Annotated in this window: 13 protein-coding genes and 2 pseudogenes; 12 read left to right on the top strand and 3 right to left on the bottom strand. The window is 33.6% G+C overall.

Annotation, left to right across the window (positions count from 1 at the left end; all coding sequences use genetic code 11):
• The first annotated feature begins 62 nt into the window (after positions 1–62).
• From BCR26_RS11480 to BCR26_RS11465, 4 genes are all read left to right on the top strand, one after another.
• Positions 63–863 carry an ABC transporter permease gene (locus BCR26_RS11480; RefSeq protein ID WP_069699132.1) on the top strand — a complete coding sequence of 267 codons (801 nt, stop codon included), beginning with the start codon at positions 63–65 and terminating at the stop codon, positions 861–863.
• 2 nt (positions 864–865) lie between these two features.
• A complete protein-coding gene (locus tag BCR26_RS11475) occupies positions 866–2,092 on the top strand; it encodes an ABC transporter ATP-binding protein (RefSeq protein ID WP_069699131.1) in 1,227 nt (408 codons plus the stop codon).
• Between the two features lie 75 nt (positions 2,093–2,167).
• Positions 2,168–5,284 (top strand): rhamnan synthesis F family protein, encoded by a 3,117-nt coding sequence (locus BCR26_RS11470; RefSeq protein WP_069699130.1) that lies wholly within the window; start codon positions 2,168–2,170, stop codon positions 5,282–5,284.
• Between the two features lie 212 nt (positions 5,285–5,496).
• Complete coding sequence (locus tag BCR26_RS11465; RefSeq protein WP_069699129.1) at positions 5,497–6,747, top strand: glycosyltransferase family 4 protein; 1,251 nt, start codon at positions 5,497–5,499, stop codon at positions 6,745–6,747.
• Between the two features lie 50 nt (positions 6,748–6,797).
• Here BCR26_RS11465 and BCR26_RS19230 read toward each other — a convergent pair whose 3' ends face one another.
• Both BCR26_RS19230 and BCR26_RS19000 read right to left on the bottom strand, forming a co-directional pair.
• Positions 6,798–6,914: a hypothetical protein gene (locus tag BCR26_RS19230; RefSeq protein WP_425387529.1), complete on the bottom strand. Its 117-nt coding sequence runs from the start codon at positions 6,912–6,914 to the stop codon at positions 6,798–6,800.
• A 26-nt stretch (positions 6,915–6,940) separates the two neighbouring features.
• A pseudogene (locus BCR26_RS19000) lies at positions 6,941–7,600 on the bottom strand (transposase); the annotation flags it as partial.
• A 526-nt stretch (positions 7,601–8,126) separates the two neighbouring features.
• On the opposite strand from BCR26_RS19000, the gene BCR26_RS11450 reads away from it, so the two are divergent.
• Positions 8,127–10,595 carry a GBS Bsp-like repeat-containing protein gene (locus BCR26_RS11450; protein WP_069699126.1) on the top strand — a complete coding sequence of 823 codons (2,469 nt, stop codon included), beginning with the start codon at positions 8,127–8,129 and terminating at the stop codon, positions 10,593–10,595.
• Positions 10,596–10,851: 256 nt separating this feature from the next.
• A complete protein-coding gene (locus BCR26_RS11445; protein WP_245341952.1) occupies positions 10,852–12,339 on the top strand; it encodes a glucosyltransferase domain-containing protein in 1,488 nt (495 codons plus the stop codon).
• A 105-nt stretch (positions 12,340–12,444) separates the two neighbouring features.
• Here the strand turns inward: BCR26_RS11445 and BCR26_RS11440 are convergent.
• A pseudogene (locus BCR26_RS11440) lies at positions 12,445–13,555 on the bottom strand (ISL3 family transposase).
• Positions 13,556–13,811: 256 nt separating this feature from the next.
• On the opposite strand from BCR26_RS11440, the gene BCR26_RS11435 reads away from it, so the two are divergent.
• The 6 genes from BCR26_RS11435 to nifJ all read left to right on the top strand — a co-directional run bounded on the left by BCR26_RS11435 (position 13,812) and on the right by nifJ (position 22,644).
• On the top strand, positions 13,812–14,552 hold the full coding sequence (locus BCR26_RS11435) for a glycerophosphodiester phosphodiesterase (protein ID WP_069699125.1): 741 nt from the start codon (positions 13,812–13,814) through the stop codon (positions 14,550–14,552).
• A 5-nt stretch (positions 14,553–14,557) separates the two neighbouring features.
• The gene (miaA, locus tag BCR26_RS11430) at positions 14,558–15,484 is read left to right on the top strand and encodes a tRNA (adenosine(37)-N6)-dimethylallyltransferase MiaA (RefSeq protein WP_069699124.1); all 927 of its coding nucleotides are present in this window, start codon (positions 14,558–14,560) and stop codon (positions 15,482–15,484) included.
• Entirely contained in the window at positions 15,484–16,719 is a 1,236-nt protein-coding gene (hflX, locus tag BCR26_RS11425; RefSeq protein WP_069699123.1) for a GTPase HflX, read from the top strand. Before miaA ends, hflX begins: the two co-directional genes overlap by 1 nt.
• 227 nt (positions 16,720–16,946) lie before the next feature.
• Positions 16,947–17,330, top strand: coding sequence for a MerR family transcriptional regulator (locus BCR26_RS11420; RefSeq protein ID WP_069699122.1), 384 nt, complete (start codon positions 16,947–16,949; stop codon positions 17,328–17,330).
• A 41-nt stretch (positions 17,331–17,371) separates the two neighbouring features.
• The gene (gene glnA, locus BCR26_RS11415; protein ID WP_069699121.1) at positions 17,372–18,712 is read left to right on the top strand and encodes a type I glutamate--ammonia ligase; all 1,341 of its coding nucleotides are present in this window, start codon (positions 17,372–17,374) and stop codon (positions 18,710–18,712) included.
• 242 nt (positions 18,713–18,954) lie between these two features.
• The gene (gene nifJ / locus BCR26_RS11410) at positions 18,955–22,644 is read left to right on the top strand and encodes a pyruvate:ferredoxin (flavodoxin) oxidoreductase (protein ID WP_069699120.1); all 3,690 of its coding nucleotides are present in this window, start codon (positions 18,955–18,957) and stop codon (positions 22,642–22,644) included.
• The last annotated feature ends 8 nt before the right edge of the window (positions 22,645–22,652 follow it).

Here is a 22,652-nt window from a genome sequence, read left to right as displayed (position 1 = left end):
TGAAAAACGTAATTCAATATATTGTTGTTTTCAATAACAGCATTTGAAGGAGAAATTTATTTATGTTTGAAAGAAAGAATAGAATTTTACTAAAAGAATTAGTGAAAACAGACTTTAAATTAAGGTATCAAGGGAGTATTATTGGATATCTATGGTCAGTTTTGCGGCCGTTAATGCTGTTTGCAGTAATGTATGTTGTGTTTATTTACTTTCTTCGTTTTGGAGATGATGTCCCACATTTTGCCGTAGCGTTACTTTTAGCGCAAGTTCTTTGGGGTTTTTTTAGTGAGACAACTAATTTGGGAATGGTTTCAATTGTGAATAGGGGAGACTTATTGAGAAAGCTAAAATTTCCAACCTATATTATTGTTGTTGCTATATCCATCAATGCTTTGATTAATTTGGTTATAAGCCTTGTTATAGTGTTTATCTTTGGATTAATTAATCAAGTAGAACTATCAGTTTTTGTATTTTTAGCTCCACTACTTCTTGTAGAATTATATGCATTCTCTTTAGGAATTTCACTTATTTTAGCAACTATTTATGTAAGGTTTAGAGATATAGGACCAATTTGGGAGGTTCTATTACAAATAGGAATGTATATTACACCGATTATTTATCCACTGACGCTAATTGTCCAAAGAGCTGATATTAGAATTGCTAAATTATTATTAATGAATCCTATGGCTCAAATTATTCAAGATATGAGATATTTATTCACAAGTCCAGTTAATACACCTGTTTGGCAATTAATTGATAATAAATTTATAATGATTATTCCATATGTTTTACCATTCGTTGTTCTAATAGCAGGTTTTGTGATTTTTAATAAAAATTCTAAGAAGTTTGCGGAGATTATTTAATTATGAAGAAAAAATATGCAATAAAAGTAAATGGTGTTTGCAAAGATTTTAAACTTCCAACAGAGAGTACATCTAGTTTGAAAAGAACAATAGTAAATTACTTCAAAGGAATTAAAGGATACAGAGAGCAAAAAGTTCTAAGAGATATTTCTTTTGAAGTAGAAAAAGGAGATTTTTTTGGTGTTGTAGGGAGAAATGGAAGTGGTAAGTCTACATTATTAAAAATTATTTCCGAAATATACGTGCCTGAAAAAGGAAAAGTAGAAGTAGATGGTAAATTGGTTTCATTTATAGAATTAGGAGTGGGGTTTAACCATGAGTTGACGGGCAAAGAAAACGTTTATTTGAATGGTGCTCTGTTAGGTTTTTCAACTGATGAAATAGATGAAATTTATGATGATATAGTAGAATTTGCTGAATTAACTGATTTTATGAATCAGAAATTAAAAAATTATTCTAGTGGTATGCAAGTTAGATTGGCATTTTCTGTTGCTATCCAATCAAAAAGTGATATTTTAGTTTTGGATGAAGTTTTAGCTGTTGGAGATGAAGCGTTTCAACGGAAATGTAATGATTACTTTATGCAAGCAAGAGAAGATAAAAAGACTATTGTACTAGTAACACATTCAATGGATGCGGTTCGTAAATATTGCAATAAGGCAATGATGATTGATAAAGGTGAAGTTAAAATTATTGGAACACCAGAAGATGTTGCAAACCAGTACTCCTTATCGAATGTAACGGATAGTGGATCAGCAACTATAATTGAAAATTCAGAAGATAGCTTAGAGGAACCAGAACAAGAGGAATTTAAAAAGATAGAAAATTTGAAAGTAGAATTGCTTTCAGATACGATTATCGATAGTGAAAATTCTATCGTTGAATTTGCTATTTCTTATGATGTTATTGAATCTATGAGAACTTATGTGGCATTTTCAATGGTAGATATTGATAGGAATGTTTGGCTATATAATGATAATTCATATGATGATATGACTGTTGGTAAAGGACAAAAAAAATTAAGATACAAATGCAAATTAAATAATATTAACGGATGTACCATAAAACTAAATGTTGCAATAAGAAATGATAATGACGAACCTTTTGCTTTCGCAGATAAAGAAAATTCACCAATTATTATTGTGGCAAAAAAAGATAATATGGGCAAAAGTGAAAGAATTTCAAGTAGTGGTATTATAAAGAGAAATGGAACTTGGATATCAAAATAGTGATATTCTCAATTTAGCTGACTGTACTAAGAATAGTGATGTCAATTTTTTGTAAAGGTGAGGGTGAAGTTTAAAGTGAAAGAGTTAGTTTCGGTTGTAATAACTTGTTATAATCATGAAACATATATAGAACAATGCTTAAATAGTGTTTTTTCACAGACGTATAACAATATTGAATTATTAATTATAAATGATGGATCAACAGATAGTTCCGATAAAGTCATTCTAGGATTATTACCTAATTCTCCATTTGAGAACACAGAATATATCTCTCAAAAAAATACTGGCATTTGTATCTCTAGAAATAAAGGGTTGGACTGGGTGAGTGGAGAATTCATTTTATTCGTGGATAGTGATAATTATCTTGATAATGACTATGTAGAAAAATTAGTTTTGTTAGCAAAATCTAGAAACTCGGATATTATATATACAAACCTGTATAACGTAGATAAGCAAGAAATCTTCATGGAAGCGAAAGAGTTTGAATTGGAGTCTTATTTATCAGCAAATTATATTGATAATTGCTCTTTAATTCGAACTTCAAAAATTCGACATGCAAAATATGATTTAGAATTAAACAGAAAAAAATTAGTTGATTATGATTTTATTATGAATTTAATTTTAAATAATGGGGCACAACCTTCAAAGTGTCACGGTACTAAATTGAATTATCGTGTTTTAGAAAATTCAATCTCCAGAAAAGCTAACCATTCATCTGATAAGTACTATTTTGAGATTTATCTGTACATTTTAAGCAAGTATATAGACAAGTATCCCCAAAAAATTATGCGTGCGATTGGTAACAATATAACTGGAATATTAGATAGGTTAGTGGATCTTATAAGTCATTTGGAAGACTTAACCAGTCATATTCATAATCAAGAACATGAATTAAAAAAACTTTATAATAAAATGGAAGAGTTGAATGCGGAAGTTGCTATTGGAAGAACCTTAGAAGAGAAAGTACGCTTTGAGAATAAAAACTTGATGTCAGAGAATAAAAACTTGATATCAGAGAATAAAAACTTGATATCAGAGAATAAAAACTTGATAAGTGATAATTTAGATCTAAATAATATTGTATCAATCTTGAAACTAGAGAAAGAGCAAATTTTAAGCTCTAAATCATTTAGATTGGGAAATTTTATTATTAAGCCAATTAGTTATGGGGAAAGGATTTTAAAAAATCCTAAATTACTTATCAAGGTGGTTCATAAATTAAAGCGATTTTTGGCTGTGAAAGTTCAACAGCTACCTACTCCAAAAACTTTGTTTCTTAAATGTAAAAGAAATATGAGACGTAAAAAAAACAACTATCAAAATCCAAAAAGATATTTAATTTTTGTTATTTATGAAAATCAAGAAAATCTTCATAAGTATAAGTTGTATTTTTTAAAAGCTCTAGCTGAGATTGTTGATGATGTGCTTATTGTTGTAAATGGATTTTTACCAGAGAGTGACATTATTGAATTGTCAAAATTAGGTCATGTTGAATCGAGAGATAATGTTGGTTACGATACAGCTGCTTTTCGCTATGGCATTAAATACTTAGGAAAAGATATATTAAGTAAATATGATGAACTATTGTTAGTCAATGATACTAATGTAGGGCCTATTGGAGAATTTTCTACTGTATTTTCAAAAATGTCAGAAAAAGAGTTGGATTTTTGGGGAATATCATATGGTGAAGCACAAAATGATTTTACTCAATATAATAAATACGGATTTATTCCTATCCACTTGCAATCATATTTTTTAGTAATTGAAAAATCATTACTAACATATCCAGGCTTTTATGAATATTGGGAAAATTTAAGTGATACTAATTCAAGAAATAAAGCAATCGGAAAACATGAGACAGTTTTCACTAAGTATTTTGAGGAACTAGGTTTTAAACATGGAGCTTTGACAGATGTTAACACAGATAGCCCAATGTATATCCATCCTTTAATGATGGTAAATGAAGGAGTTCCTTTAGTAAAATACACGGCATTTTCAAATTACAATAGTGATAAATTTGCTTGGCAAGGCTTGCATAGAGAGTCCGAGATTCCTGAACTTGTAGAATATATACGTAATGAAACAGATTATCCTATAGAAATAATTGAGAAAATTATGATAGAAACTAAAGAGACAAAACACAAAGAACACATATTGATTATTGATGGTGTAGAAAATGTAATTCCTCAATTGACACAATATAGAATTCAGAACAAAATAGAACAATTAGAATCTCTAGGCTATGATGTTTGGAGTGTAAATCTGTCTTCTTTCCAAATGGGGTATGCGGAACATGCAAGTCATATCATTATTTATCGTGCGCCCCTAGATAATAGATTAGTTGATTTAATTCGTTTAGCACGAAAATATAATAAGGTCATCTTATATGATATTGATGATTTGGTAATTGATACAAAATACACTAATCAGTTAACGTATGTTCAAAATTTATCTAATTCTGAGAAGAAAAATTATGACATCGGCGTTATTAGTTATGGAGAAATGCTTAAACAGTGCGATGGTGTAATCACTTCCACGAAAAAAATGAAAGATGAACTTCATAATTACAAGGGGTTGGTTTTATTAAATCGAAATCTTGCAAACATGCAATTAGTTGAATTAAGTCAAAAAGTGATGAGGAATTATGAGAAACAAAGCGGGACAATAAAAATAGGTTATTTTTCTGGATCAATAACTCATAATGAAAATTTTGAACTAATAAAAGAATCTATCAAGAAGTTATTGAGAAAATATGATAACTTGGAACTTCATCTAGTGGGACATTTGGATATACCTGATGATATGAATGATTTTAAACAAAGAATTAAAGTACATTCTTTCGTACATTGGGAATTACTACCAGACTTAGTTAGTCAAGTTGATATCAATTTAGCTCCCTTGGTAACTTCGATATTTAATGAAGCGAAGTCTGAAATAAAATGGATTGAGGCTGCCCTTGTAAAAGTTCCAACAGTTGCAAGTAATATTGGAGCGTTTAAAGAAATGATTATAGAAAATGAAACAGGTATACTTGCAGATGATTCAGAATGGTATGAAAAATTGGAACGTTTGATTAAGTCTTATGATATGAGAAAATATATAGCTGAAAATGCATATAAGTATGTACTTGAAAATGCTACAACATTAAAACATGATGATGAATTAACTGATTTTCTAAGCAATTCAATATAGAATTACTCAAAAAAAGGAATATAAATTATCGTTGAAAATCAAGAAAGAAATCATTTTGAATCTTAGATTTCTTTCTAGCACAATTTTATTCTTTATTATAAAATTCTGGTTTTTAATAAATATTTTTTTATTGCCATGTTGCTGTTTCTGATTTAAGTATGTAATAAAAGTATTCAGTATCTGAATCTTTATAAAAAGTGGGGGATATAAATATGCAAACCATTCTTTTTGTTTCACCAACAGGTACATTGGACAATGGTGCAGAAGTATCTGTGTTTAATTTGATGAAGTTTCTAGTGAATGAAGGGTATAAAATAATAAATGTTGCTCCGACTCAACAGAAAAATGTGGAAAATGAGTATTCCAAAAAATTTACTGAATACGGTATTGATTGTGTGTTGATAAACACACAACGTTGGTGGTGGGAAGATGCACCAGGGCATTTATTTGGAAATGAGATTGAGCGAGCAGCTTCATATAGAGAAGCTATAAACAAAATTACTTGTTTAATTGAAGAGAACAATGTTGATTTAGTCATTAGTAACACGGTAAATATCTTTCAAGGTGCTCTGGCAGCGGCATTGATGAAAAGACCACATTTTTGGTTGATACATGAATTTCCAGAAAATGAATTTTCTTATTACATTGATAAATTAGACTTCATTGATGATTATTCTACTGAAATTTTTGCTGTAAACGGTCAATTAAGCGACAAAATAATAGAACTTTTCCCAAATAGAAAGATAAAGTCATTTGCTCCTTATACAGAAATCGAGACACAAAAACTCTCAATCGGGAAACAGCAAAGAATTGTTTCCATAGGTAGAATTTCAGAAAGAAAGAATCAGCTTGAACTTATCCAAACCTTTGAAAAACTTAACCGTTCAGATGTTGAACTTGTTTTTATTGGTGGTTGGGATGAAGCGTATAAAAAAAAATGTGTGGATTATATAAAAATGAAACATTTAAAAAAGATTCGTTTCTTAGGAAATAAAGAAAATCCTTGGGATGAGCTGACTAATAAAGACATTTGTGTATTTCCTTCAGCGATGGAAACTTTTGGATTAGTTTACGTAGAAGCATTGTTAAATGGTATTCCCGTAATTTTATCAGATAACCCAGGCCATTCTTCTGCCTATGAAATGTTTAAGTTTGGTCAAATGTATCAAGTAGGAAATATTGATCAATTAACTATTCTAATTGAAAATAAATTAGACAATTTCGGTCAGGCTAAAAAAGAATCCAGTGACTTTATATTAGAAGCTAAGAATATTTATAAGCTATCTGTTGTTTACAGTGAAATCATAGAATCAATAGCTACCCAAAGTAATTATCAAAAAAATTCTGTCCAACACATCAAGAACCTATTAACTTTGAATGAAAATAAAAGCAAATTATCACGACTTGAACTAAAAGTAAGAAGAAAAATACAGCGAATTATTTATAGACTTTTAAAGAAGTAGTTAGGAACTGTTCTTGGTCACTAAATTTAGGCTCAAAGTATGCAGAGGGATTATTTCTCTGCAGGCTTTTTCTTTTTCATAGGGTTGAAAAGGGTTGTTCCTAGGGGGAATAGAATTCTTAGTTTAAAGTTATAGAAGCGCCTAAAGCCATATGCATTTTGTTTCAATACATTAATGTGATTGTTCAAACACTTTAAGTGACCATTAGAGTAGGGGGGGGGAGTGCATTTAAAATGCCTTTTTGATATTGGTTGAATGTCTTAATGGTTGTTGCGTATTTCTCTGGTAGGTGAGAATAGTTTTGTTCTAAAAGCTCTGGAAACCATTGGGAATCTTTCGTCCTAATCGCTGATAAAAAGTTTTGGTAAACCTCATATCCTTGCTGGAGCTCCAGACTATAGGAAAGCAAGCGATCAACGACTTCTGATTCGGTCAAATGCGCCCTAAAACTAGGATGCCAAACCTGTTTTTTATGCTCTAAATGCCAAGCATTTTGTTGAAGCAATTTCCAATACTTCTTTAAATATTTGTATTGTTGCTCTTCTTGATATTATTTTCGATTTAATTGGTTCATTTGTTGAATACAGTGTGTTAGAAATGTACGCCCGATATGTTGAACAACATGAAATCGATCAATCACTAGTTTTTCATTAGGAAAGAGCTCTTTTATTAGAGTAGCAGATGGCTTGTACATGTCGATGACATTCAACTGAACCTCATATTCATGGGGATAAAAGTATTTTTTCAAAGCATCTAGTTTTTGATACTCTACAATGTCTAGTAACTGCTTTGTTTGTCCATCCATAAAAACAAAGCTCATCGCCTCGGAACTTTCTTTTAAAAATATAAATTCATCAAAACAAAGAACAGTATGTCATATCTTTTTCTTTTTGGTAATGCAGATATTTTTCAGAAAAATAAGTCAGTGTATAAACTAGAAACTTTACAAATGTGCTCACTTATTATCTCATGAGTCAAACAATTTTAGTAAAAATAAGGTTTAGGTCTAGAATAACGAGAGTTTATTAGATAAGATTGCTTTTGGTCGACTTTATTCTATAGGATTTGAAGGTGTCTGTCTTTTTTATGCAAAAAAGTGCTGGTGAATTCTGTCACCAACACTAGATATTGTTGGGCCAAAAGTATTTTATCTATAGTTTTTTTCTTTATATCTATTACCAATCTAAAAAAATTTACCATCAGAACAATTTTAATATGTTTTGGAAATACGCGGAAAATATGTTAATATTTTTTTAGTGAAAATGATTCAATTTCTAGAGCTGTAAATGATAACTTTAGTGACATTATAAAACAAAACTATCATACAGGGAAGTAGCATGTTCTCTAGAAATATTTAAACTTTCGGGAGGAAATTATTAATGAAAAAATCAGTAACGTTAGCAGCGATTATCAGTTTAATATATATAAACACTTTAGATATAGTTGCTTATGCTGTTGAAGGAGAAAACCTTGATTCAAGTTCACCCAGTAGCGAAGTAATTGAAAATCCGCAAAAAAGAACGTTAGATACATATTTGAAAGGTGCAGCTAACATAGAAAATCAAACAGGTAGTAGTGAAACAGGAAATACAGGGACTAATGACACAACTAAAGTGGCTAGTGAAGAGGATTTTGAAGATGTATTCTATGATGGAGAATGGATTAGACTTCCAAAACAACTAAATGGAGAGAGAGATGGTAGTGGAGAAGGAATAACTGAGGAAAATCAGAATACTTTGGGCAGAAATTTCAAAGACACTGCAGAAGGAAGAGCTCCTAGGGGGGTTACTACAATTCATGCAGGAGATACAACTAGGCCAAGCAGGGATTTTGTAGATATTTCGTCTTATCAGCCTAACATTTCTGTTTCACAATTTGAAGTAATGAAAAAATATGGTGTTACCGGTGTTGTTGTTAAGCTAACGGAAGGAACCTCTTATCGAAATCCCTATGCAAAACAACAAGTAACAAATGCAAAAGCAGCTGGTTTAAAGGTAAGTACCTACCATTTCAGTTGGTTCACCAACAAAGCCCAGGCTGAAGCGGAAGCAGATTATTATGCAAATTTTGCAAAAGAACTGGGTTTAGGTCCAGATACTGTAATGGTAAATGATGCAGAAACTCCAGTAATGAATAATGGCTATGCAACAACAAACTCGATATATTTTGCTTTAAGATTATTAAATACACATAAATTTAGTTCTGTTATTCATTACTCGTCATTGTTTTGGTTTACTTCAGGAATTTTGGATGCTAAAATCTTACATGAAGGGTCAATCTGGGTAGCACAATATTTGTATAATCCGCTAGGAACAGATTTAAGACATTCTCAAACCTCGGCTTGGCAGTGGAGTGATGGTGTGTATTTCCCAGAGATTCCAGGATTAGAATTTGATATGAACATAGATTACAAAGGCTATTTTGCAAAGGTGCAAGAACCCGGTGTACCAATATCAGGTACCACAACTATTGAAGATGTGGATGGAAAAGGAATGAACTACAAGGCAATCTTTACGCCTTCGGAAGGTGCAGAAAATGTTAAGAAAGTTGAGTTTCCTACCTGGGGTAATATAAATGGTCAAAATGACCTTATTTGGTATAACGCGACAAAACAGAGTGATGGAACGTGGACTGCGAGCATCGATGTTGCAAATCATAAAGAAGTTGGACAATATTTTGTTCATACGTATGCAACAAATAATATAGGGATTAGAACAGCTGTTGCGAACAATGGCTTTATAGTACAAAATCCAACCATAAGTGGAGCTAAAAGTGTGACAAGCACCGATAATGGTACTTTTAGAGTGACCATAACAGTTAATTCAGCAATACCAGTAGACGGAGTGAAAGTTCCTATTTGGTCTAAACCAGACCAATCGGACATTGTTTGGTACAAAGCAAAAAGACAGGCAGATGGAACATGGGTTGCAGATTTTAACCAATCCAATCATAAGAACAATACCGGTGTTTATATTGTACATGCTTATGCAGATTTATCTAATAAAACAAGTATTAGTATTAATTTAGGTACTGTTACTGTGACTAATCCTGTTTTATCAGGTACCACAACTATTGAAGATGTGGATGGAAAAGGAATGAACTACAAGGCAATCTTTACGCCTTCGGAAGGTGCAAAAAATGTTAAGAAAGTTGAGTTTCCTACCTGGGGTAATATAAATGGTCAAAATGACCTTATTTGGTATAACGCGACAAAACAGAGTGATGGAACGTGGACTGCGAGCATCGATGTTGCAAATCATAAAGAAGTTGGACAATATTTTGTTCATACGTATGCAACAAATAATATAGGGATTAGAACAGCTGTTGCGAACAATGGCTTTATAGTACAAAATCCAACCATAAGTGGAGCTAAAAGTGTGACAAGCACCGATAATGGTACTTTTAGAGTGACCATAACAGTTAATTCAGCAATACCAGTAGACGGAGTGAAAGTTCCTATTTGGTCTAAACCAGACCAATCGGACATTGTTTGGTACAAAGCAAAAAGACAGGCAGATGGAACATGGGTTGCAGATTTTAACCAATCCAATCATAAGAACAATACCGGTGTTTATATTGTACATGCTTATGCAGATTTATCTAATAAAACAAGTATTAGTATTAATTTAGGTACTGTTACTGTGACTAATCCTGTTTTATCAGGTACCACAACTATTGAAGATGTGGATGGAAAAGGAATGAACTACAAGGCAATCTTTACGCCTTCGGAAGGTGCAGAAAATGTTAAGAAAGTTGAGTTTCCTACCTGGGGTAATATAAATGGTCAAAATGACCTTATTTGGTATAACGCGACAAAACAGAGTGATGGAACATGGACTGCTTTATAGAAATAAATCGGAGTGGGTGAAGCTAAATTACATCTGCTCTTTCTTTATTTATTCCCTATTACTTCCGATTGCTTTGATACCTTCACAATGATAAAATTAACCAAGTATTATTTTTTTGTTCATGTTAAGTAAAGCTCTGTGATGTCATTATAAGTCGGCTTTAATTTACCCTATTTGTAAATTAAAGATATCATGAGCACTAAAAGATAGAATAAAAAAGACTAAAAACATAGAAAAAAATTCTGAGGTGTAAATTTTGAAAAGTAGAATTGGAAAAATAAATATAAATTGTTATAAAAGTTGGTTATTAGAAAATAGGAATAAATTAATTTTAGTATTCGTAATTTACCAAGTAGCTATCTTATCTATTGGAATTATCAATTATCCATATATAGACGATGTTATTCGACAATTAGATGGAAGAACCGATTTCGCTTGGGCGTATTCAAGGTGGGGGAGTGAGATTGCCTCATGGCTTGTCCAAGGGAGTAGACACTTAACTGATATGGGATTAACAACCCATATTCTTACAGGAATAATTCTGTCTTTTTCTAGTATTATTGTAGTCTATGTGTTGAATGGTAAAAAGTTGGAATGGATGCCAGTAACTGTTTCTATATTGATAGGAATTAACCCGTGGTTTTTACAATGTATTAGTTTTCGTTTTGATAGTCCATACATGGCATTAAGTATATTAGTTTCATTCATTCCTTTTTTATGGTGGAATAAGAATAAATGTTTTTTTATTGCTTCTATAGTAGGAGTTTTTCTAATGTGTAACACTTATCAAGGATCTTCAGGTCTTTATATAATAATGGTTCTTGCTCTTACTTTTAAAACTTTAACATCAAATAACTCTTTTTTACCAAGTTTGAAAAAAGTTACATTAGCAGCAATTGCATATGTTTTAGCAATGATTATGTATATTTTTGTGACAAAGCTTAATCCAGAGATGTCTACACGTGATACAGCAGCCATAGCTAATATTAGAGAACTACCTTCAATTATAGTCAGAAACATAACAGAATATTTTTCTACTATTATTAATCAAAGTGCAAAAATATGGATTGTATTTTTGTTAATATTGCTGATATTGTTTTTGATTTCCAGTATTTTTCGTTCAGAAGTAAGCCCTGCTAAGAGTTTTATTTATAGTCTAGTCTATTTAGCTTTAGGCTCAATAATGAGTTATGGCGTATTTTTAATTTCAGAACACTCTTTGGTAACAATGGCACCAAGATATGGATACGGCTTAAGTATATTTGCAAGTATTACATTGATTATGCTAACGCAAAAAATAAATGTAAGGTTCTTAGATATTTCAATCAAAGTTGTTGCAAGCCTCCTATTTTACTATATACTTACCTTTTCGTTTATTTATGCATCAACTTTAAATGTTCAAAAAGAAGCCTTTGAAAGGCAAAGTGTAATCTTATCTACAGATCTAAAAAATATTGTCAATAATGATAGAAAACAGGTTTACATGAATAAATTATTCAAAGATTCACCAGTACTTTTAAATAGTACAAGAAACTATCCTATTTTAAGAGATTTAGTGCCTAAAAATGAAAGTTTATATTGGCCTAATATAACGTTATTCAATACTTATTCTGGATTAAACGTAAATATTCAGCCATTTGATTTTAACAATTTTGATAGTACTAGTAAAAATTTAGAAACATCCAATTATTACTATGACATTTTTTCTGAAAAGAATAAAATCTATATTATTGTTAAAGATTAACATCTAGCATAATGAGGTTTAAGTCTTAATTTAAGTTTAAGAAGAGATTGACAAACGGATTATCATGTTATATTTTTTGATTTTTATTGGACACTATGAGAGATGTTATTCTAAAAATTTTAGTGAATTTTTATGGGTCAGGGTGGTTCCTAGGGTTAATAGAATTCTCAGTTTGAAGTGATAGAAGCTTCTAAAGCCATACGCATTTCGTTTCAATGCTTTTATATGGTTGTTCAAACACTCTAAGGAACCGTTAGAATATGGCTGTTCAAGTGCGTTTAAAATACCTTCTTGATACTGTTTAAACGTCTTAATGGTTGTCGCATATTTCTCTGGTAGATGAGAATAGTTTTGTTTTAAAAGCTCTTGAAACCAGTGAGAATCTTTCGTCCGAACCGCTGCTAGAAAATCTTGGTAGACACCATATCCTTGCTTGAGTTCTGGGCTATAGGAAAGCAAGCGGTCAACGACTTCTGATTCAGTCAAATGCGCCCTAAAACTAGGATGCCAAACCTGTTTTTTATGCTCTAAATGCCAAGCATTTTTCTGAAGTAATTTCCAATACTTCTTTAAATGCTTGTATTGTTGTTCTTCTTGATACTTTTTTCGATTCAGCTGATTCATCTGTTGAATTCGGTGCGTCAGAAAGGTACGTCCAATATGTTGAACAATATGGAAACGATCAATGATCAATTTTGCATTGGGAAAAAGCTTTTTTACAAGAGTGACGTAAGGCTTATACATGTCAATGACAATATATTGAACGGTGGCTCTTGTTTTATAAGCATAGGAATAAAAGTTTTTTTTCAAAGAGTTTAGTTTTCGATTTTCTACAATGTCCAGTAACTGCCTTGTTTGTCCATCCATAAAAACAAAGCTCATCGTCCCAGAACTTTCTTTCACAGACTTAAATTCATCAAAGTAAAGAACGGTCGGTAAGGTCTTATTCTTTTGAGGGAGCGGTGTATAGTATTCTTTTAGAACCCGATAGATAGTGGTTATAGAGGCATGTTTGGCACGAGCAATTCCTGTCATAGAAGTGTTTTCTTTCAGTTTCTCTGTAATGGAGACATTTTTCAGGAAAATACGTCAGAGTACCACTATAAACCTTACAACTATCTTCGCCTATTTTCTCATGGGTCAAACAATTTTCAGTAAAAATAAGGTTTAGGTCTAGAATATCGAGGGTTTCTTTGATAAGATTTGAGAGAGACATCTTCATTTCTCCTTTAGATTGGTTTTCGTCGACTTTATTCTACAGGATTTGAAGGTGTCTGTCTTTTTTTATGCAAAAAAGTGCTGGCGACATCTGTCACCAACACTAGATACTATAGGGCCATTTGATTTTATAAACGGAAGGATTGTATTTCCATCTAAGTAAGACTTGATAAAAATATTATCATCTCTTCCACTATTCATATTTGCCCCCACACCTCCTCAATGATACAATTAATCCAATTGGAGTGAGAGGAATGACACGAATCATTGCCCATCGTGGGAGCAAAGGAACACATCCAGAAAATACTCTGGCTGCTTTCAAGGAAGCTATTAGAGTTGGAGCCGATGGTATTGAATTGGATATTCATTTAACGAAAGACAAGCAGTTAGTAGTTATTCATGATGAAACAGTTGATCGAACGACAGATGGAGTGGGTGAAATCAATCAGTTGACTTTGAAGGAGATAAAAAAGTTTGATGCTGGTAGTTGGTTTGACAATAATCCAATCAAGCAAGAGATTCCAACATTTGATGAGGTACTAGAGTTGCTAGTAGAGGAGCATTTTAAAGGATTATTAAATATTGAAATTAAAACGGATCATTTCCAATATGTGGCTATTGAAAGAAAAATTGTAGAATGTTTGAAATCAAGTGAGTGGTTGTTTGATTATATGTATTCAAGCTTTCATTTTCCTAGCTTAGAAAGACTTTTGGAATTTGATAATTCGAAAAAATTTGCTTATATTGTTAAAGATTCGGATAGAGAAGTTGAAAAAGGTTTAAGTGCCTCTTTCATTGAGGGCGTTCATCCTAATATTCAATGGGTTTTAAAACATTTAGATGAACTTGAGTCAATTCCAAAGGCCATTCGTCCGTGGGCTATTAACAATAAAGAACTGCTGGAGCTATGTTTGAATCACCATTTGTCGGGAATTCATACAGATTTTCCGGAAAATGCTTTATATTTACGTGATATGATACAAAATAAAGGATGAATTTAGTGAAAAAAGTATTAGTGATAGTAGGTCCTACGGCTGTAGGAAAAACAGCGTTGAGCATTGAATTTGCAAAAAAGTTTAATGGTGAGATTATTAGTGGAGATTCCATGCAAGTGTATAGAAAACTGAATATAGGAACGGCTAAAGCAACCAACGAAGAGCAAGCAGGGATTCCTCATTATTTACTTGATTGTCGTGAAATAGATGAGAATTACTCTGTGGCTGATTTTCAAAAAGAAGGTCGTGAGGCAATTGAAGATATTTCAAATCGAGGAAAGTTACCTATTGTGGTGGGAGGAACAGGTCTTTATATTCAAGCGTTACTTTACGATTATCAATTGGGAAGTCAAGATGAAACTACCGAAACTCGTGAGTATTATGAAGTATTAGCTGAAGAGATTGGTAATAAAAAGTTATGGGAATTGTTGCAACAAAAAGATCCTTTAGCGGCGAAAGCTATTCATTTTAATAACAAAGTAAAAATGATTCGTGCGTTAGAAATTTTTGATAAAACGGGAAGAAGTATTCTAACCCCAAAAGAGCAGCCAAAGAAATTATATGATTATTTTTTAGTTGGTTTGGAGACCGATCGTCAGCTTCTTTATCAACGAATCAATCAACGAGTAGATAATATGTTGCAAGAAGGTATTCTGACTGAAGCAGAACTTTTATATAAGACTAAAAACGCTCAATCTGTTCAAGGGATAGGGTACAAAGAATTTTTCCCCTACTTTGAAAATAAAGAAACCTTAGAACAAGCTGTTGATAAGGTGAAACAAAATTCTAGGAGGTATGCCAAACGCCAGTTAACATGGTTTAAGAATCGATTACAAGCAAGCTGGTGGGATTTAGTTCAAGACTCTTCTTCTAAGTTGCAATTAGAGCAAGAGGTAAAGAAGTGGCTAGACACTTCGGAAGGAGAGCGCTGATGAGAAAAAATCTTGAAAAAGTCATTTTAGTTGGTGTAGAAACAGAAGAAAACTATACGTATTTTAATAGCTCGATGAGAGAGTTAGAAAATTTGACGCAGACGGCTCAAGGGGAGGTAGTTTTTACTTTAACCCAAAAGCGACCTCGAGTAGATAGACAAACCTTAATTGGTAAGGGAAAAGTGGAAGAACTGATTCAATTAGTAGATGCCTATGAAGCAGATTTGGTCATTTTTAACCATGAATTATCGCCGAGACAAAACCAATTACTTGCAGAAGCCTTAGATATTAAAGTGATTGATCGCGTTCAATTAATATTAGATATATTTGCTATGCGTGCACGTTCAAGAGAAGGAAAGTTACAAGTAGAATTAGCCCAATTGAATTATCTATTGCCTCGATTAATAGGGCAAGGGAAACAATTATCACGGTTAGGTGGAGGAATTGGGACTAGGGGGCCAGGAGAAACCAAACTAGAATCGGATCGAAGACATATCCATAACAAGATAACGGCTATAAAAAGAGAGCTAAAAGAAGTGTCAGCACATCGTGAACGTAGCCGTAAGAAACGTCATTCATCTGAGTTATTTCAAATTGGTCTAATCGGCTATACAAATGCTGGAAAATCGACAATATTAAATTTGTTAACAACCGCTGGAACTTACTCGGAAGATCAATTATTCGCTACGTTAGATCCTTTAACAAAGAAGTGGCAACTACCTCAAGGAATGATTGTCACTATAACAGATACTGTTGGATTCATTCAGCAATTACCAACACAGCTAATTGAGGCTTTTCAGTCAACACTTGAAGAGAGTAAAGAAATGGATTTGTTGTTGCATGTCGTCGATGCTAGTGCACCAGATCGCTTACAGCATGAGCAAACTGTTGTTGAGTTATTAAATGATCTTGATTTGGAGCAGATTCCTGTCTTAACAGTTTATAACAAAAGCGATCAAGTGAACGAGAATGATTTTATCCCAACATTGTTTCCAAATGTGTTAATTTCAGCTAAAAATTTAAATGGTAAAGAAAGGTTAACTAAGGCTGTTAGAGAAAAAATGATGGAATTATTGGTTCCATATGAGGCTGAGATACCTTCAAATAAAGGACAGCTTTTAAGTGAAGCGAAACGGCATACGCTTCTTTTAACAGAGGAATATGAAGAGCAGAAGAATGTTTATTTTGTTAAAGGCTTTGCTAAGGAAGAATCAAAATGGGTACGAAAAGAATAAAAAATAATTTAAATTGAGTTTTAGAAGGTCTGTCAAAGTCTTGTTGATTTTGATAGACTTTTTTGTATGCGTCATTAATAATGATGACCAAGGAAGTTAGGCTTTTCCTATATTTCTGGTATAGATAAAAATCCAAAGAGAATGTATGTTAGAAAAGCTGACATAAAGTTATTGACAACAAGAAAAACTACTGCTATTCTATATCTAACTAAGAGAGGGGGGTGGATATGAGAGAGAAGGAACTGAGAAGGTCAATGTCCGTTTTTCCAATTGGTACAGTTATGAAGTTGACGGATTTATCTGCACGTCAAATTCGATATTATGAGGAACAAGATTTGATACATCCAGAGCGGAGCGAGGGAAACCGCAGGATGTACTCACTAAATGATATCGATGTTCTGTTAGAAATAAAGGACTATTTATCTGATGGCTTAAATATGGCTGGAATCAAGCGTGTATATGAAATGAAGTTAGAAGAAAAGAACCAAGTAAAAGAATCTGGAAAACCATTAACTGATGCAGATGTTAGGAAAATTTTGTATGATGAGATTATTTCACAAGGTGGACTTGCTCAACAAAATCCATTCCAATCGAATACACCAAGACTTTAACGTTGAAATGTTCATAAAAAAGAATGATGGGAAGGGAAACAATGACAAAAAAAGAAAAGACAGTAGAAGATATCAAACGTATCGCAGAAGAAGAGAATGTTCGTTTTTTAAGATTAATGTTTACAGATATTATGGGAACAATCAAAAATGTTGAAGTCCCAGTAAGTCAATTAGAAAAAGTACTGAGTAATAAAATGATGTTTGATGGTTCTTCTATTGAAGGGTTTGTTCGGATTGAAGAAAGTGATATGTACTTATATCCTGATTTATCTACATGGATGGTTTTTCCTTGGGAAAGCAATCATGGAAAAGTAGCTCGTTTAATTTGTGATATTTATAATCCAAATGGCGAACCTTTTGCTGGGGATCCTCGAGGGAATTTGAAACGTGTATTAAAAAACATGGAAGAATTAGGCTTTACTTCATTTAATTTAGGACCTGAACCTGAGTTTTTCTTATTTAAGCTTGATGAAGATGGTGAGATTACGACAGATCTAAATGATAGAGGCGGCTATTTTGACTTTGCGCCTACTGATTTAGGAGAGAATTGTCGTCGAGATATTGTGCTAGAATTAGAAAGTCTAGGGTTTGAGGTTGAGGCTTCTCACCATGAAGTAGCACCTGGACAACATGAAATTGATTTTAAATATGCAAGTGTTATTGAGGCTTGTGATAATATTCAAACGTTCAAACTAGTCGTTAAAACAATCGCTCGAAAACATGGACTTCATGCTACGTTTATGCCAAAACCCTTATATGGAATTAGTGGTTCAGGAATGCATTGTAACATGTCTTTATTCAATGAAGATGGGAATGCTTTCTTTGATGAAAAAGGACCGATGCAATTGAGTCAAGCAGCCTATTATTTTTTAGGTGGACTATTAAAACATGCTCGTGCTTACACAGCAGTGTGTAACCCAACCGTCAATTCATACAAACGATTGGTCCCTGGATATGAAGCGCCAGTTTATGTTGCTTGGAGTGGTCGTAATCGTTCACCACTGGTTCGTGTGCCAGAATCACGTGGCTTATCTACACGACTTGAATTGCGTTCAGTAGATCCAGCTGCAAATCCTTATTTAGCTATGGCGGTTGTTTTAGAAGCTGGGTTGGATGGAATTAGAAATGAAATTATACCGCCATCAGCAGTAGATAGAAATATTTATGTAATGAATGAAGAAGAACGAGCAGAGGCCCATATTCATGATTTGCCTTCGACCATTCATAATGCCATTAAAGAATTGCGAAAAGACCAAGTGATGATAGATGCTCTTGGAACCCATATTTATGCAAACTTTGTTGAAGCAAAACGCATGGAATGGGCTGCATTCCGCCAAACTGTTTCTGAATGGGAACGTGAGCAATATTTGGAATTATACTAGACTTAAAAAATGGATTTCTTCTTTTGAGGAGGTTCATTTTTTTTGCCTTTTCCTATTCAATACCTTTCTAAAAAAATTGCTTTCACAAATAAAGAACTTTTTGTAATTAAATACAACCACTTTGTTAGTCAGTTTGTGAATGATTAGCATAAGCGGTTCACAATTTTTGTTTCTTCCGTTATAATGTACAAGAATATGCGTGCAACTATTCTACTTTAATAATAGAAGGATGATGAAATGTAATGCGAAAAATGAAGACAATGGATGGAAATACAGCAGCAGCTCATATTTCTTATGCCTTTACTGAATTAGCGGCAGTTTATCCCATTACTCCAAGTTCAACAATGGCAGAACTTGTCGATCAATGGTCAGCTGATGGGAAGAAAAATATTTTTGGACAACCTGTTAAAATCGTAGAAATGCAATCAGAAGCTGGGGCTGCAGGTGTTGTTCATGGTTCACTAAAAACAGGGGCCCTAACCACTACTTATACTGCTTCGCAAGGTTTGCTATTAATGATTCCAACTATGTACAAAATTGCAGGGGAGTTATTACCCTCTGTTTTTCATGTGGCTAGTCGAGCAGTTACTACGAATGCTCTAAATATTTTTGGAGATCATGGCGATGTTATGGCAGCTCGTCAAACAGGATTTGCAATGTTAGCTGAAAGTAGTGTTCAAGAAGTAATGGATTTATCTGCGGTAGCTCACTTGGCTTCTATCGAATCTAGAGTTCCTTTTATTAACTTTTTTGATGGTTTTAGAACGAGTCATGAAATTCAAAAAATTGAAGTTATCGAATACGAAGAATTGTTACCATTCGTTAATCAGGAAGCTTTACAATCATTTCGTGATAGAAGTATGAATCCGAATCACCCATTTGTTAGTGGGACAAATCAAAATCCAGATATTCATTTTCAACAACGTGAAACAATTAACCAATACTATGAAAATTTACCTGGAATTGTTCGGAAATATATGGAAGATATAAATCAACTAAGAGGAACAAACTATGATTTAGTGACGTATTATGGCGCAGAAGATGCTGAAGAAGTGATTATTTCGATGGGGTCTGCGGCTCAGGCGATTGAACAAACAATTGATTATTTAAATCAACAAGGTCGAAAAGTAGGGTATCTGAATATTCATCTTTATCGCCCGTTTCCAATTGAGTGTTTCTTAGAAAAAATGCCTAAGAGTGTTAAAGCAATAGCGGTCTTAGATAGGACAAAAGAACCTGGTGCTGGTGGAGAACCCTTGTTATTAGATGTACAAAGTGCTATGTATGAATCTGATTTACGCCCGATGATTATTGGTGGACGATATGGATTAGGTTCTAAGGATGTGACACCGAATCAAATTGTCGCTGTCTATGATGAATTACAAAAAGAAAAGACGCATGCTAAGCATCGATTTACAATTGGGATTGTTGATGATGTAACCTATACATCTCTTGATTCAGGGAGTCCTTTAGATTTAACAGATGCTAAAACATATCAAGCGAAATTCTGGGGGTTTGGTTCAGACGGGACAGTAGGTGCCAATAAATCAGCAATCAAAATAATTGGGGATCATACTGATAAATACGCTCAAGGTTTCTTTTATTATGATTCTAAAAAATCTGGTGGTTTAACGGTTTCCCATTTACGTTTTGGAGAAACACCAATCCGTTCAACGTATTTGATAGAAAATGCTGATTTTGTTGCCTGTCATACAGCAGCGTACTTGAATACTTACGATCTGGTTAAAGGGCTAAAGAAAGGCGGCACATTTTTACTAAATACGGTTTGGAATGATGAACAGCTAGAGCGCTTTTTACCGGCTAAATTAAAACGTTATTTAGCAGAAAATGACATTCAATTTTATACAATTAACGCGGTTAAATTGGCCAGTGAAGTTGGATTAGGTGGAAGAATTAATACAGCGATGCAAACAGCATTTTTTAAACTTTCCAATGTTCTTCCTTTTGATGAAGTTCTTCCAATTTTAAAAGAAGAGGTTTTTAAAAACTACGGCAGAAAATCAATGACAATTGTTGATAAAAATGTTCAAGCGATTGAGCAAACGGTGGAACGATTGCATAAAGTTGATGTGCCAGAATCTTGGAAGCACGTTGAGATAACGCCTAGAATACGTGATAAAAATGTTTCCGACTATGTATTCAATATTGTCGAACCAATAAATCGACAAGAGGGAGAGACACTTTCTGTCGGCACGTTAGTTGATAATGGTATGACAGATGGACGGATGCCATTGGGAACAACAGCAGTTGAAAAAAGAGGGATTGCATTAGAAATTCCGGAGTGGATTAGTGACCGATGTACAATGTGTAATGAATGTGCGTTTGTTTGTCCACATGCAGCTATTCGTCCGTTTTTAGCGGATGAAGAAGAGATGACTGAGGCACCAGAAGGCTATACTACTCGAGAAATGCGTGGGCAAGATGGTTTGAAGTACCGAATTCAAGTATCTGTAGAAGATTGTACGGGTTGTGGGCTATGTGTAGAAGCTTGTCCTGCTAAAGGGAAAGCATTAGTAATGAAGCCTTACGAAGAGCAAAAAGAGCAAGCGATGAACTGGGCTTTTTCAATGACGTTGAAACAAAAAGAAAATCCTGCTAAGCCGAATACAGTGCTAGGAACGCAGTTCAACAAACCATTGTTAGAATTTTCTGGAGCTTGTTCAGGCTGTGGCGAAACGCCTTACGTGAAATTATTGACACAAATGTTTGGCGATCGCATGTTGATTGCTAATGCAACTGGCTGTTCGTCTATTTGGGGCGGGGCAGCACCCGTTTCTCCTTATACAACAAATGATCAAGGGCAAGGACCCGCTTGGTCTAACTCTCTATTTGAAAATAATGCTGAATTTGGATATGGTATGTTACTGGCGAATCAAACACGCCGAGAGCATCTTGCAATTGATATGTCGAAAGCAATGAAAGATGTTTCTCCAGAATTAAAAGCTTTAATGATTGACTGGATCGACCATATGAATCATGGGGAAGGGACGCAACAACGAGCTGCAAAACTAAAAGCTGCTTTGCTTGAAGAGAAGCAAGGAAATCCTTTGCTGGAAGAATTATTTACCCAAAATGATTTATTTGTGAAAAATAGTCAATGGATGATTGGTGGCGATGGTTGGGCATATGATATTGGCTATGGTGGGATTGACCATGTTTTAGCTAGTGGTGCAGATGTAAATATATTGGTTTTAGATAACGAGGTCTATTCCAATACCGGAGGTCAAACCTCCAAAGCAACACCAGCTTCAGCAATTGCCAAGTTTTCTGCCAGTGGGAAATATGTTTCTAAAAAAGATTTAGGAATGATGGCGATGACTTATGGAAATGTTTATGTGGCTCAAATTGCTTCGGGAGCGAATCAAATGCAGACCATTAAAGCTTTTGAAGAAGCAGAAAAATTCCCTGGCCCTTCTTTAATCATCGCCTACACACCATGTATTGTTCATGGATTAAGTGGTGGTATGGGCAAAACGTTGCAAGAAGCAAAAGAAGCGGTAAGTTCTGGTTACTGGTCCTTGTACCGTTTTAATCCTGAGGCAAAAGAAGTTGGTAAGAATCCTATGAGCTTAGATTATAAAAAACCTAAGTTTGAAGAAATGAAAGATTTCATGCGAAAACAAGTCCGCTTTTCTTCATTGGAAACCACACAACCACAGTTTGCAGAAAAATTGTTTGATAAGACGGTTGAGGATGCTAAAGAACGTTTTTATAACTATGCAAGGCTTGCAGGTCAAGAAGAAAAAATCCGAGCGAAATTGGAAAAGACTGAAACAGTGACAAAGTCTGTTGCTATCGACAAGAGTGAAATGAAACCAAGTAGAAAGAAAGCTGCTGTTGATCCAGAGGCGGAAGCTAGAAGAGCCGCTAGGAGAGCTGAGCGAGCAGCTAGACGAAAGCAAAATGAATAGCTAAATTG

It is taken from the genome of Enterococcus rivorum (assembly GCF_001742285.1).
Taxonomy (GTDB): domain Bacteria; phylum Bacillota; class Bacilli; order Lactobacillales; family Enterococcaceae; genus Enterococcus_L; species Enterococcus_L rivorum.
The sequence above is the reverse complement of the archived record's forward strand: the minus strand, read 5'-3'. Positions and strand labels throughout refer to the sequence as shown.

Bases quoted from the DNA above. Each gene is read 5' to 3' on its own strand.
- glnA (WP_069699121.1), top strand. From the start codon at position 17,372: ATGACAAAAAAAGAAAAGACAGTAGAAGATATCAAACGTATCGCAGAA.
- BCR26_RS11475 (WP_069699131.1), top strand. From the start codon at position 866: ATGAAGAAAAAATATGCAATAAAAGTAAATGGTGTTTGCAAAGATTTT.
- hflX (WP_069699123.1), top strand. From the start codon at position 15,484: ATGAGAAAAAATCTTGAAAAAGTCATTTTAGTTGGTGTAGAAACAGAA.
- BCR26_RS11465 (WP_069699129.1), top strand. From the start codon at position 5,497: ATGCAAACCATTCTTTTTGTTTCACCAACAGGTACATTGGACAATGGT.
- BCR26_RS11450 (WP_069699126.1), top strand. From the start codon at position 8,127: ATGAAAAAATCAGTAACGTTAGCAGCGATTATCAGTTTAATATATATA.
- BCR26_RS11480 (WP_069699132.1), top strand. From the start codon at position 63: ATGTTTGAAAGAAAGAATAGAATTTTACTAAAAGAATTAGTGAAAACA.
- nifJ (WP_069699120.1), top strand. From the start codon at position 18,955: ATGCGAAAAATGAAGACAATGGATGGAAATACAGCAGCAGCTCATATT.
- BCR26_RS11420 (WP_069699122.1), top strand. From the start codon at position 16,947: ATGAGAGAGAAGGAACTGAGAAGGTCAATGTCCGTTTTTCCAATTGGT.
- BCR26_RS11435 (WP_069699125.1), top strand. From the start codon at position 13,812: ATGACACGAATCATTGCCCATCGTGGGAGCAAAGGAACACATCCAGAA.